Source organism: Allobosea massiliensis (assembly GCF_042655245.1).
Lineage (GTDB): Bacteria > Pseudomonadota > Alphaproteobacteria > Rhizobiales > Beijerinckiaceae > Allobosea > Allobosea massiliensis.
In genome coordinates, this window is record NZ_JBHSLU010000012.1 from 44,071 (window position 1) to 56,927 (window position 12,857).

Here is a 12,857-nt window from a genome sequence, read left to right on the forward strand (position 1 = left end):
TGAATCGGCGCACGCGGGCCCGATCCGGCCTCAGTCGCGCGCGTGCAGTCCCGACGCGAAGGAGCCGCCCATGCGCATCGAGAACGACCCGAAGCTCGATTTCCGCGACGTCCTGATCCGCCCCAAGCGCTCGACGCTCGGCAGCCGCGCCGAGGTCGACGTCTTCCGCTCCTTCCGCTTCGCCCATACGGGCCGCGACTGGACGGGGTTTCCGCTGATCGCAGCGAACATGGACGTCGTCGGCACCATGCAGATGGCGCGTGCCCTGTTCCGCCACGGCGCCATGGTGGCGCTGCACAAGCATTACGGCCCCGACGAACTCGCCGCCTTCTTCCGCGAGCCGGAATCGGTCAACGCCTTCTTCTCGCTCGGCACCACCGAGGCGGACCACGACAAGCTCGCCCGGGTCCACGCCCAGTCGCCGATCGACAAGATCTGCCTCGATGTCGCCAATGGCTACACCGAGAAATTCGTCGAGACCGTCAAGGCGACCCGGGACGAGTATCCCGATGCCGTCATCATGGCGGGCAATGTCGTCACCGGCGACATGACCGAGGCGCTGATCCTGGCCGGCGCCGACATCGTCAAGGTCGGCATCGGCCCCGGCTCCGTCTGCACCACCCGCAAGATGACCGGCGTCGGCTATCCGCAGCTCTCGGCGATCATCGAATGCGCCGATGCCGCCCATGGGCTCAAGGGCCTGGTCTGCGGCGATGGCGGCGTCACCGTGCCGGGCGACCTCGCCAAGGGCTATGGCGCCGGCGCCGACTTCATGATGCTCGGCGGCATGCTCGCCGGTCATGACGAATGCGAAGGCGACATCCGCTACGAGGAACGCGACGGCGAGAAGGTGCCCGTCGGCATGACCTTCTACGGCATGTCCTCGGACACGGCGATGAAGCGCTATTCCGGCGGCGTCGCCAAATACCGCGCCTCCGAGGGCAAGACCGTCGAGGTGCCCTATCGCGGCCCGGTCGAGGGCACGATGCAGGAGCTGATGGGGGGCGTGCGCTCGGCGATGACCTATATCGGCGCCGTCCGGCTCAAGGAGGTGCCCAAGCGCACCACCTTCATCATGGTCGGCAGCCAGCTCAACACCGTTTTCGGCAGCTGAAAATCGCCTTGGCCCGCTCTACCGCCGCCGGCCCGGCTGTTGCATAGTCGCGCCCTTCGAGAAGCCGAAGGCCGCAACGGGCCCGGGGGAGAGACGACGATGATGAAGACAGTTCTGGCGGCCACCGCCGCTTTGGCGGCGAGCGCCTCCCTAGCGAGCGCCCAGCAGCTTGCCCCGAGCCCGACGCTCGATGCGATCAAGGCCCGCGGCCACATCGAATGCGGCGTGCATCTCGGCCTGCCCGGCTTCTCCTTCGCCGACGACAAGGGCGAGTGGACCGGCCTCGACGTCGACTATTGCAAGGCGCTGGCCGCCGCCGTCCTCGGCGATGCCAAGAAGGTCAAGTTCACGCCGACCTCGGTGCAGCAGCGCTGGCCGATCCTGCAGTCGGGCCAGGTCGACCTGCTCTCGCGCAACTCGACGATCACCTTCTCGCGCAACGCCTCGCTCGGCCTGAACTTCCAGGGCATCAATTTTTACGAGGGCCAGACCTTCATCGTCCGCAAGGCGACCAACGCCAAGAGCGCGGCCGATCTCGACGGCGCCTCGATCTGCGTCGCCGCCGGCTCGACCGAGGAGAAGAACGCCTCCGACTGGTTCCTGGAGCGCAACCTCAAGGTCACCATCACCAATTTCCAGAAGAACGACGACGCCATCGCCGCCTATGACGCCGGCCGCTGCGACGCCTACACCGCCGGCGTCGGCGCGCTCGCCGGCCAGCGCGTCAAGCTCAAGGTCCCCGGCGACCACATCATCCTGACCCAGCCGATCTCGAACGATCCGCAGGGCCCCGTGACCCGCTGGGGCGACGAGCGCTGGCAGCTCATCGTGCGCTGGGTGCTGAACGGCACCATCGCCGCCGAGATGCTGGGCGTCACCTCCGCCAATGTCGACCAGATGAAGGCGAGCTCGAAAAACTCGGAAGTCCGCCGCCTGCTCGGCGTCGAGGGCAATTTCGGCGCGATGATGGGGCTCTCCAACGACTGGATGTACAACGCCATCAAGCAGGTCGGGAATTACGGCGAGAGCTTCGAGCGCACCGTCGGCATGGGCTCGCCGCTGAAGCTCGAGCGCGGCCAGAACCAGCTCTGGACCAAGGGCGGCCTGCTCTTCACCCCGCCCTTCCAGTGAGAGCCTCTCGTCATAGTCGGGCTTGACCCGACCATCTCGGAAACCAGCCTCCGCGTCATGAGCTTCTCGGGTCGCAGCGACGCTGCGCCCGAGAATGACGCCCAACGATCCCTTGGCGCCGCTTCTTGACCAGAGCCCTCGCCCTCCTCAACGACAAGCGCGTGCGCGACGTGGTCTATCAGGCCGCGCTGCTGCTCGGGCTCGCGGCCCTGACCGTGTTCTTCGTGCGCAACGCCTCGGAGAACATGGTCAAGGCCGGCATCGCCTCGGGCTTCGACTTCCTCTGGCGCAATTCGGGCATCGACGTGCCCTTCGTGCTGACGGGCTACACCCGCTCCAGCACCGTGTTGGACCTGTTCTGGGCCGGCGTCGCCAACACCCTGCTGGTGACGGTCGTCGCCATCGCTCTCGCCACCGCGCTCGGCTTCCTCGTCGGCATCGCGCGGCTCTCCTCGCACTGGCTGCTCTCGACGATCGCCGGCGCCTATATCGAGTTCGTCCGCAACATCCCGCTGCTCTTCTTCGTGCTGTTCTGGTATTTCGGCGTCATCGCCGCCCTGCCCGCGCCGCGCGACAGCGTCAGCGTCTTCGGCGTCGCCTTCCTCAACAATCGCGGCCTCACCATCCCGCTGCCCGAGGCGCCCGGCGTGTTCCGCTGGGCGGTCGCGGCGATCCTTCTGTCCTGGATCGCTCAGGCGCTGGTCGCCGCCTGGGCCCGTCGCCGCAAGGAGCGCACGGGACAGGACGCGCCGGTTGTGGCGGTCGGTGTCGGGCTTGTGCTGCTTCTGCCGGCGCTCGCCGTGACCTGGGCGAGCCTGGCGACGGGCTGGGACGTGCCCGTGCTGCGCGGCTTCAACTACCGGGGCGGCTTCGTCGTGATCCCCGAATTCGTCGCCCTGCTGGCGGCGCTCGTCACCTATACGGCGGGCTTCATCGCGGAGATCGTGCGCGGCGGCATCCAGGCCGTGCCCCGCGGCCAGACCGAGGCGGCCGCGGCACTCGGCCTGCGCCCGGGCCGCATCCTCAGGCTCGTCGTCATCCCGCAGGCGCTGCGGGTGATGATCCCGCCGCTGACCAACCAGTATCTCAACGTGCTGAAGAACTCGTCCTTCGGCGCGGCCATCGCCTATCCCGACGTGGTCAGCCTGTTCATGGGCTCGGCGCTTAACAACACCGGCCAGGCGATCGAGATCATCGCGATGACGCTCGCCGTCTATCTCGTCATCGGGCTCGCCGTCTCGGCCTTCATGAACTGGTACAACGCCCGCATCGCCCTGGTGACGCGATGAGCGCGGCCTCCGTCTCCCTCTGGCGCCAGCGCCTGTTCGGCACGCCCGCCACGGCCGTGGTCACCCTGCTGCTGGCGGCGGCGATCGCCTGGCTCGCGATCCCGATCATCCGCTGGGCGCTGATCGATGCGAGCTGGCGCGGCACGACGCGCGCCGACTGCACCGCCGGGGGCGCCTGCTGGGTCTTCGTGAAGGCGCGCTTCGGCCAGTTCATGTACGGGCTCTACCCGCAGGGCGAACGCTGGCGCGCCGATCTCGCCGGCATCCTCTTCGTGCTCGCCATTGCGGCTATCGTCCTCGCCCCGCAGCGCCTCAGACTGAAACTGGCGATCGCAACGCTGGTCGTGCTGCCGCCTCTCGGGATCTGGCTGCTCGCGGGCGGCTTCGGCCTGCGCTGGGTCGAGACGCGCGAATGGGGCGGGCTGATGCTGACCCTGTTCATCTCGGTCTATGCCAGCCTGATCGCGATCCCGCTCGGCATCCTGCTCGCGCTCGGGCGCCAGTCGCAGTTGAAGGTGGTCCGGCTGGTCAGCGTGCTCTTCATCGAGTTCTGGCGCGGCGTGCCGATCATCGCGGTGATCTTCCTCGCCTCGCTCCTGCTGCCGCTGATCCTGCCCGGCGGCGTCGGCATCGACCGGCTGGCGCGCGCCGTCATCGGGCTCGGCCTCGTCATCGCGGCCTATATGGCCGAAGCGGTGCGCGGGGGCCTGCAGGCGCTGCCTCCCGGCCAGCGCGAGGCCGCGACCGCGCTCGGCCTGACCTACTGGAAGGCGACGGGGCTGATCATCCTGCCCCAGGCACTGCGGATCTCGCTGCCTGCGATGACGAACGAATTCATCGCGCTGGTGAAAAACACGACGCTCGTGCTCGTCGTCTCGATCCTCGACCTGCTCGGCATCGCCCAGGCCTCGCTGGCCGACCCCGCCTGGGTCGGCATGAACATGGAAGCCTATGTCTTCTCGGGCTCGATCTACTGGCTGATCTGCTTCGCCCTCTCGCGCTGGAGCCGCCGCCTCGAAATGCTGGGCCGGCGCCAGCATCGCTGAGGCCGCGTCCACGCAACGAAAAAGCCGGCCGCGAGGCCGGCTTTTCTGCATCAGACGAAGGCGCTGCGCTCAGGCGCGAACCTTGCTGCGATCGCGGCGGCGGTCTGCCGCCGGCTGATAGGCGATGCGGGAATGGTAGCTGCAATAGGGCAGTCCGGTCTGCGAGCGGCTGCCGCAGAAGCGGAACTCAGCGGTCGTCGGGTCACCCATCGGCCAGCGGCACATATATTCGCGCAGATCCATGATGGTGACGCGCTCGGAGAAGGGGATCACCACATCCTCCGACGGGGCAGGCTCCGGCTCGGCCTGGGCCTCCGGCTCGGGCGCATATTGCGGCGCGAGCGCATTGGCGCCGCGCGTCATCGCGCCCGGATTGGACGACGGGCCGCCCATCGGATGGCTCGGCGAGCGGGTCGGGGCCTTGCGGGGGGCGGCCGCGCGCGGGGTGCTTGCGGCGGCCGGGTTCTTGGCGCGCCCGGAGAGGCCGAGGCGATGGACCTTTCCGATCACCGCGTTGCGGGTCACGCTGCCGAGCTCGGCGGCGATCTGGCTGGCGCTGAGCCCGTCGCTCCAGAGCTTCTTCAAAAGCTCGACGCGCTCTTCCGTCCATGCTCCGGCTTCGTTCATCGGCTCACCTGTCATCTCGGCCGGCCCCTGGCGGAGCCGTCCTATGGGCGGATCGTGGCGGAATCCGATATCCCCGGCGCCCGTCGAAGACGGGAGCCGTGACAGTCGAAACTGACGGATACTGGGGTCGCCGCACGAAATGTCGTATCTGACGAAGCCGACCCTACAAGATGCCCTGACTCGGCGACAAGAGTCGGCGAATCGGAAATCGCTTTTTCCCCAGTCGATTCGACGATCCGCCCGAAACCGAATCCTTTCGGCAACACTGCCTCCCGGCAGCGGAATCTGGGCCGGGCCGCTGCGGAATTGACAGAGGCGGCGCCCTTTAGCATAGTTCGGCAACGACGCCGCCGCCCTCTCGGGCGGCGCTTATGTTTTGCGGATCAGGGCTTTGCAGCGATGCGGATGACGGCGCGACGAGAAACCGGACTCTGGCTGCGACGATAACGTCGTCGCCGGGTCGCGTTCGGCCGCCACCCTTTTGGCGCCGTCTCGCCCGGACCACCGTTTTCAGTCCGGCGCCATTCCGTTTTCACCATCGCCGTCGCGAGGATCGCATCCCATGGCCTCTGCCCCCGTTTCCGCTTCCGCCGCTCCCTCCGTCCTGCTGCCGACCTATGCGCGCGCGCCCGTCGCCTTCGAGCGGGGCGAAGGTCCCTGGTCGATCACCGCCGACGGCACCCGCTATCTCGATTTCGGCGCGGGCATCGCGGTCAATGCGCTCGGCCACGCCCATCCGCATCTGGTCGAGGCGCTGACGACCCAAGCCGGGAAGATCTGGCACACCTCCAACCTCTACACGATGCCGGAGGGCGAGAAGCTGGCGCGGCGCCTCTGCGAGGCGACCTTCGCGCAGCGCGTCTTCTTCGCCAATTCGGGGGCCGAGGCCAATGAGGCCGCCATCAAGATGGCGCGGAAATACCATGCCGCGAAGGGCCATCCCGAGCGCTACCGCATCATCACCTTCGAGGGCGCCTTCCACGGCCGCACGCTGGCGACGATCGCGGCCGGCGGCCAGCAGAAATACATCGAAGGCTTCGGGCCCAAGGTCGACGGCTTCGACCAGGTCGCGTTCGGCGACCATGCGGCGCTCGAGGCCGCGATCACCGATGAGACGGCCGCGATCATGATCGAGCCGATCCAGGGCGAGGGCGGTCTGCGCTCGGTGCCGCCGCAATGCCTGCGCGGCCTGCGCACGCTCTGCGACGAGCGCGGGCTGCTGCTGATCTTCGACGAGATCCAGACCGGCGTGGGCCGCACCGGCAAGTTCTTCGCCCATGAGCTCTCGGGCGTGACGCCCGACATCATGTCGATCGCCAAGGGCATCGGTGGCGGCTTTCCGATGGGCGCCTGCCTCGCCACGGAAGAGGCTGCCTCTGGCATGACGCTGGGCACGCATGGCACGACCTTCGGCGGCAACCCGCTCGCCATGGCGGTCGGCAATGCGGTGCTGGACGTCGTGCTGGCGCCGGGCTTCATTGAGAAGGTCGGGCAGATCGCGCTGCGTCTGAAGCAGTCGCTGGCCGAGCTCAAGGACAGGCATCCGCAGGTCATCGCCGAAATCCGCGGCGAGGGCCTGATGCTCGGCCTGAAGCTGCACACGCCGAACACCGATTTCGTCACCGAGGCCCGCGCCGCCGGCCTTCTCGTCGTCGGCGCCGGCGACAATGTCGTGCGCCTGCTGCCGCCGCTGATCATCGGCGAGGCCGATGTCACTGAGGCCGTCGCGCGTCTCGACCGCGCCGCGAGCGCCGTCGAAGCCTCGCTGAAGCGGCCCGCGGCTGAATAGAGCCGGCCCGCTCCGGCCCCGCCCCCATCAGGCAAGCGAAGGATGCGCCCGTGACGCGCCATTTCCTCGATCTCTCCGATTTCTCCGCGACCGAGTTGCGCGCCATCCTGCGCGCCGGCGAGGAGATCAAGGCTCGCCGCCGCACCCCGGCGGCCGCCGCCGACCGTCTGCTCGAGGGCAAGGTCGTGGCGATGGTCTTCGAACAGCCATCCTTGCGCACCCGCGTCTCCTTCGATGTCGGGATCCGCGAACTCGGCGGCTCGCCGATGATGGTGACCGGTCGCGAGATCGAGCTCGGCGAGCGCGAGACCATCGCCGACACCGCCCGCGTGCTCTCGCGCTATGTCGACGCCATCATGATCCGCATGCTCGACCATGACGCCGTGGTCGAGATGGCGGAGCATGCTACCGTTCCGGTGATCAACGGGCTGACCAAGCGCCAGCATCCCTGCCAGGTCATGGCCGACGTCATGACCTTCGAGGAACGCAAGGGGCCGATCAGGGGCAAGCGCATCGCCTGGACGGGCGACACCAACAACGTGCTGACCTCCTGGATCCACGCCGCCGGCCGGCTCGATTTCGAACTGGCCATCGCGACGCCGGAGGAGCTGGCGCCGCCGCCGGCTCTGCTCGCCTGGGCGAAGGACCAGGGCGCCCGGCTGTCGTTGAGCACGAAGCCGGAGGCCGCCGTCGAGGGGGCCGACTGCGTCATCACCGATTGCTGGGTCTCGATGGGCGACGAGGAAGGCACGCGTCACAACCTGCTGAGGCCCTACCAGGTCGATGAGCGCCTGCTCGGCCGGGCCGAGAAGGACGCCATCTTCATGCACTGCCTGCCGGCCAGCCGCGGCGAGGAGGTCACCGACGCCGTCATGGACGGCCCGCAATCGGCCGTCTTCGACGAGGCCGAGAACCGCCTGCATGCGCAGAAGGGCATCCTCGCCTGGTGCTTCGGCGGGGTCTCCGCCTGATGGACGGCACTGACAGCGGCGCGGAGGTCTCGGCGCTGGACGATCGCGTCGTCCCCTTCACCGTGCCCGATCTCGACGTGCGCGGCCGTGTCGTGCGGCTCGGCAGCTCGATCGACACCATCCTCGCGCGGCATGGCTATCCCGACGCCGTGGCGCGAGTCCTCGGCGAGGCGGCGGCTCTGACCGTCCTGCTCGGCACGGCGCTGAAGTTCGAGGGCCGCTTCCAGCTCCAGACCAAGAGCGATGGGCCGATCTCGATGCTCGTCGTCGATTTCAACGCGCCGGATGTCTACCGCGCCGTCGCCCATTTCGATGCGGAGCGGCTGGCGGAGGCCGAGGCCGCAGGCCTGCTCTCGACGGGCGATCTGCTGGGCGAGGGCCACCTCGCCATGACGGTCGACCAGGGCTCCGTCGCCACGCGCTATCAGGGCCTCGTGGCGCTGACGCGCCAGAGCCTGGAAGAGGCGGCGCACCAGTATTTCCGCCAGTCCGAGCAGATTCCGAGCCGGGTGCGCCTCGGCGTCGGTTCGATCGTCACCGGGCAAGGCCGGCAATGGCGCGCCGGCGGGCTGCTCGTGCAGTTCATGCCGCATTCCATCGACCGGCTGCGGGCCGCCGACATCCATCCCGGCGATGCGCCGCAGGGCCACGAGATCCTGACCGCCTCGGATCCGGACGGCATCGATGACGACGCCTGGACGGAAGCGCGCTCGCTCGTCGAGACGATCGAGGATCACGAGCTGCTCGACCCGCTGCTGGAGAGCGAGCGGCTGCTCTACCGGCTCTTCCACGAGCGCGGCGCCCGCGTCTTCGAGCCGGTTCTGGTCCGCGAGGAGTGTCGCTGCTCGCGCGAGCGTGTGCTCGGCATGCTCCGCGGGTTCTCGCCGGAGGATCGCAAGGCGATGGTCGCCGATGACGGGCAGCTCGCCGTGACCTGCGAATTCTGCTCGCGGCGTTATGTCTTTACACCCGGCGAGGTCGAGGACGGCATGTCCGCCGAAGCCTGATCGACGGCCGAAGGGAGCGGGATCGATGACGCGCCCCATCACCACGATCGGCTTCGACGCCGACGACACCCTTTGGCAGAACGAGCGCTTCTTCCGCCTGACCGAGGAGCGCTTCGTCGCTTTGCTTGGTGCCCATGGCGCTGCGGCCGAAATCTCCGGGCGGCTGCTCGAGGCCGAGCGCCGCAACCTCGCCTTCTACGGTTTCGGCATTAAGGGCTTCGTGCTCTCGATGATCGAGACCGCGATCGAGATCACCGACGGCACCGTGCCGGCTTCCGTCATCGGCGAGATCCTGGCCGCCGGCCGCGAGATGGCGGCCCATCCGGTCGAGACCCTGCCGCAGGCGCGCGAGACGCTGGAGCGGCTCGCTTCTACGCATCGCCTTGTCCTGATCACCAAGGGCGATCTCTTCGACCAGGAGCGCAAGCTGGCGCAGTCCGGCCTCGGCGAGCTGTTCCACGGCGTCGAGATCGTCAGCGACAAGACGCCGGAGGTCTATCGCCGCATCTTCGAGCGGCATGGCGACGGCCCGCAGCGCGCGATGATGGTCGGCAATTCGCTGAAATCGGACGTTCTGCCGGCGCTTGCCGCCGGCTCCTGGGCCGTCCACATCCCGCACGAGCTGACCTGGGCGCTGGAGCATGCCGAAGAGCCGGTCGGCGCGCCGCGCTATCGCCGCCTCGCCCGGCTGTCGGCGCTCGACGAACTGGTCGGGCTGATCGAGGCGGAGGCGGCGGCCGGATAGGTCGCCGCCGCGCGGACCCTACCCCCTGCACTCCGCCATCAGCTTGCGCATGAAGGCCTCGCCCGCGGCGAACTGCTCCAGCGTGATGTACTCGTCCGGCTGATGCGCCTGGTCGATCGAGCCCGGCCCGCAGACGATCGTCGGCAGCCCCGCGCGCTGGAAATGCCCGGCCTCCGTCGCATAGGCGACCGCGATCGTGCGGTTGCGGCCGGCGAGCCGCATCACCAGCGTCTCGGCCTCCGAGCCCGGATCGGGCGCCAGCCCCGGCACGTCCGAGCTCATGACGGTTTCGATCGTCGCCGAGGGCGCGGTCTTGCGCATGCGCTCCAGCACCTGCTGCGACAAAGCGGCGAAGCGCGCCGGCACGTCCTCCGGATCGGAGCCCGGCAGCGTGCGGACCTCCCAGGAGAGGTCGCAGCGATCGGCCAGGATGTTGCGGGCGATGCCACCATGGAACTTGCCGACATGGACGGTGTCGTAGGGCGGATCGAAGCGCCCGCTGCCGTCGGGCCTGGCCTCCAGCTCGTCGGCCATCGCCACGAGCCCGGCCGAGAGCCGGATGCCGCCATGAACGGCACTCGCCCCCAGATGCGGCTTGGAGGAATGGGCGGCGGCGCCGGTGATGGTGGTGAAGAAGGTGCGGATGCCCTTATGGGCGTCGGCGAGTTCGAGCGAGGTCGGCTCGCCGACGATGACGGCGCGGGGCTTCGGCAGATCCACGCCCATGCGGGCGATGCCGTCGACGACGCCGAGGCAGGTCACCTCCTCGTCATAGGAGAAGAAGAGGTGGATCGGCGTCTTGAGATCCGCCGCCAGGAAATCCGGCACGAGCGCCAGCGCCAGAGCGATGAAACCCTTCATGTCGACCGCGCCGCGGCCATAGGCCTTGCCATCCTCGATATGCAGCGTGAACGGGTCGCGGCTCCAGGCCTGGCCCTCCACCGGCACCACGTCGGTGTGCCCCGAGAGCAGGATGCCGCCCCGGTCCGGGGGACCGATCGTGGCGAACAGCGCCGCCTTGTCGCCGGTGGCGTTCGGGATGCGGATCGAGGAGACGCCCCAGCTCGCGAGATAGTCCTCGACGAAGGCGATCAGCTCCAGATTGGATTTGTGGCTCACCGTATCGAAGGCGACGAGCCGGGCGAGCATGTCGAGCGGCGCCAGGCGCTGGCCCGTGGAGGCGGACAGGGTCAATGGAGGACCTTCTTCACATAAGGGGAATCGAGCGGAAACAGCGGCACCTCGACATCGAAGATCGTGCCGTCCTCCGCCAGCATGGCATAGAAGCCGCGCATCGAGCCGTCCGGCGTCATCAGCGGGCAGCCGGAGGTGTAGCTGTAGCTCTCGCCCGGCCGCAGCACCGGCTGCTGCCCGACGACGCCCTCGCCGCGCACCTCATGGACCTCGCCCCGCCCGTCGGTGATGAACCAGTGCCGGCTCATCAGCTGCACGGTCTGCGCCGAGAGATTGAGGATCTCGATAGTATAGGCCCAGAAATAGCGGCCCTGCGCCGGGGAGGATTCGCCCTCCATGAAGCTCGGCACGGCGGTGACCCGCACGCCCTGCGTCTCAGCCTGATACATCGCGAACGGCTCCGTCCCTGATGCGCCCGGCCCGGCGGGCCGCAGACTTGTTAGCGACGCCGGGGCGGAAGGGTCAATGCCGCAGCCGGTCAATCTCGCGTGGACAACCCGCTTCCGCGCATCCTCGCGGCGGCGTCCGCGCTTGGCCTTTGCGTCGGGCTTCGCTAGGCGTGACCGATTGTCCTTCCGGGATTTCGCATGCTGACCTTCCAGCCCGGCATCCAGCCCGACCACTGCATCCAGGCCTTCGTCGAGGCGGGGGCGATCCGCCTCGCCCAGCCGCCGGCCGAAGGACAGATCCAGCCCGCCAGCCTCGATCTGCGCCTTGGGGAGAAGGCCTATCGCGTCCGCGCCAGCTTCCTGCCGGGGCCGGACCGGACGGTCAGGCGCCGGCTCGATGAGCTCGCCTTGCACGAGATCGACCTGACTCGCGGCGCTGTGCTGGAGACGGGCTGCGTCTACATCGCCGAGCTGATGGAGGGGCTGAAGCTCCCCGCCGGCCTGCGGGCGGCGGCCAACCCGAAGAGCTCGACCGGCCGGCTCGACGTCTTCACCCGCGTCATCACCGACCGCGCCCGCGAATTCGATCTGGTCGAGGACGGCTATGAGGGGCCGCTCTTCATCGAGATCTCGCCGCGCACCTTCCCGGTGCTGGTGCGCTCGGGCTCGCGCCTCTCGCAGATCCGCTTCCGCGCCGGCGAGAGCCGGCTCGACGACCGGGCGCTCGGCGAGCTTCATCAAAGCGAGACGCTGGTCACGGCGGCCGAGCCTTCCTTCCAGGGCGGCGTCGCCGTCAGCGTCGATCTCTCGGGCTTCGGCGGGCTGATCGGCTATCGCGGCAAGCACCACACCGCGCTGATCGACGTCGACCGCGTCGGTGCCTACCGCGCTTCCGAATTCTGGGAGCCGATCCCCAGCGACGGCTCGCGCGCGCTCATCCTCGATCCCGGCCAGTTCTACATCCTCGCCTCGAAGGAGGCCGTGCATGTCCCGCCGGATTATGCCGCGGAGATGACGCCCTTCGACGCGCTGGTCGGCGAGTTCCGCGTGCATTACGCCGGTTTCTTTGACCCCGGCTTCGGCCATAGCGGGGCCGGCGGGCAGGGCGCGCGCGCCGTGCTCGAGGTGCGCTCGCGCGACGTGCCCTTCATCATCGAGGACGGCCAGATCGTCGGCCGGCTGGTCTATGAGGCGATGGCGAGCCGCCCCGCCGCGCTCTATGGCGCCGGGCTGAAGTCGAACTATCAGGGCCAGGCGCTCAAGCTCTCCAAGCATTTTCACGACTGAGCGCGGCACGCCGCCTGGCATGGCGCCGCCCGCGATTCCCGGATGACACCCGCCGCATCAGGCGCTATGAACATGCTGCTTCGCGCCGCCCCCGGGCCGCGCCGACGCATGCGGGCGTAGTTCAGTGGTAGAACGTCAGCTTCCCAAGCTGAATGTCGTCGGTTCGATCCCGATCGCCCGCTCCAAAAACCCCTTGGAACTCAGCTTGTTACGACGGCCTACCGTTGAACTTGCGTTCCCCACGTTCCCCAGCGCGTTCCCCAAGCCT

Annotated in this window: 12 protein-coding genes and 1 tRNA gene; 10 read left to right on the forward strand and 3 right to left on the reverse strand. The window is 68.5% G+C overall.

Translation table 11 applies throughout. From position 1 onward, the window contains the following. Positions 1 to 70 precede the first annotated feature (70 nt). From ACFPN9_RS07520 to ACFPN9_RS07535, 4 genes are all read left to right on the forward strand, one after another. The gene (locus tag ACFPN9_RS07520) at positions 71 to 1,114 is read left to right on the forward strand and encodes a GMP reductase (RefSeq protein ID WP_066718923.1); all 1,044 of its coding nucleotides are present in this window, start codon (positions 71 to 73) and stop codon (positions 1,112 to 1,114) included. Positions 1,115 to 1,213: 99 nt separating this feature from the next. Next, positions 1,214 to 2,245 (forward strand): amino acid ABC transporter substrate-binding protein, encoded by a 1,032-nt coding sequence (locus ACFPN9_RS07525; protein WP_197426569.1) that lies wholly within the window; start codon positions 1,214 to 1,216, stop codon positions 2,243 to 2,245. Positions 2,246 to 2,370: 125 nt separating this feature from the next. Beyond that, the gene (locus ACFPN9_RS07530; protein WP_156446482.1) at positions 2,371 to 3,534 is read left to right on the forward strand and encodes an amino acid ABC transporter permease; all 1,164 of its coding nucleotides are present in this window, start codon (positions 2,371 to 2,373) and stop codon (positions 3,532 to 3,534) included. Further along, positions 3,531 to 4,580, forward strand: a complete 1,050-nt coding sequence (locus ACFPN9_RS07535) for an amino acid ABC transporter permease (protein WP_066718917.1) — start codon at positions 3,531 to 3,533, stop codon at positions 4,578 to 4,580. The genes ACFPN9_RS07530 and ACFPN9_RS07535 overlap by 4 nt, the downstream gene beginning before the upstream one ends. 69 nt (positions 4,581 to 4,649) lie before the next feature. Here ACFPN9_RS07535 and ACFPN9_RS07540 read toward each other — a convergent pair whose 3' ends face one another. Continuing rightward, entirely contained in the window at positions 4,650 to 5,207 is a 558-nt protein-coding gene (locus ACFPN9_RS07540) for a GcrA family cell cycle regulator (RefSeq protein WP_066718914.1), read from the reverse strand. Positions 5,208 to 5,769: 562 nt separating this feature from the next. Here ACFPN9_RS07540 and ACFPN9_RS07545 point away from each other — a divergent pair. The 4 genes from ACFPN9_RS07545 to ACFPN9_RS07560 are packed head-to-tail and all read left to right on the forward strand — an operon-like array spanning position 5,770 to position 9,719. Next, positions 5,770 to 6,996 (forward strand): aspartate aminotransferase family protein, encoded by a 1,227-nt coding sequence (locus tag ACFPN9_RS07545; RefSeq protein WP_066718911.1) that lies wholly within the window; start codon positions 5,770 to 5,772, stop codon positions 6,994 to 6,996. A 50-nt stretch (positions 6,997 to 7,046) separates the two neighbouring features. Continuing rightward, a complete protein-coding gene (gene argF / locus ACFPN9_RS07550) occupies positions 7,047 to 7,967 on the forward strand; it encodes an ornithine carbamoyltransferase (RefSeq protein ID WP_245282448.1) in 921 nt (306 codons plus the stop codon). Continuing rightward, entirely contained in the window at positions 7,967 to 8,974 is a 1,008-nt protein-coding gene (locus ACFPN9_RS07555; protein ID WP_066718904.1) for an Hsp33 family molecular chaperone, read from the forward strand. The genes argF and ACFPN9_RS07555 overlap by 1 nt, the downstream gene beginning before the upstream one ends. 25 nt (positions 8,975 to 8,999) lie before the next feature. Further along, on the forward strand, positions 9,000 to 9,719 hold the full coding sequence (locus ACFPN9_RS07560) for an HAD family hydrolase (RefSeq protein ID WP_066718902.1): 720 nt from the start codon (positions 9,000 to 9,002) through the stop codon (positions 9,717 to 9,719). A gap of 18 nt (positions 9,720 to 9,737) precedes the next feature. Here the strand turns inward: ACFPN9_RS07560 and argE are convergent, their stop codons facing one another. Beyond that, the gene (gene argE, locus ACFPN9_RS07565) at positions 9,738 to 10,913 is read right to left on the reverse strand and encodes an acetylornithine deacetylase (protein ID WP_066718899.1); all 1,176 of its coding nucleotides are present in this window, start codon (positions 10,911 to 10,913) and stop codon (positions 9,738 to 9,740) included. Then, positions 10,910 to 11,302, reverse strand: a complete 393-nt coding sequence (apaG, locus tag ACFPN9_RS07570) for a Co2+/Mg2+ efflux protein ApaG (protein WP_066718897.1) — start codon at positions 11,300 to 11,302, stop codon at positions 10,910 to 10,912. The genes argE and apaG overlap by 4 nt, the downstream gene beginning before the upstream one ends. Before the next feature lie 198 nt (positions 11,303 to 11,500). Here apaG and ACFPN9_RS07575 point away from each other — a divergent pair, with 198 nt between their 5' ends. Then, on the forward strand, positions 11,501 to 12,589 hold the full coding sequence (locus ACFPN9_RS07575) for a 2'-deoxycytidine 5'-triphosphate deaminase (protein WP_066718895.1): 1,089 nt from the start codon (positions 11,501 to 11,503) through the stop codon (positions 12,587 to 12,589). Between the two features lie 110 nt (positions 12,590 to 12,699). Then, a tRNA-Gly gene (locus tag ACFPN9_RS07580) sits at positions 12,700 to 12,774 on the forward strand. Positions 12,775 to 12,857: the final 83 nt, after the last annotated feature.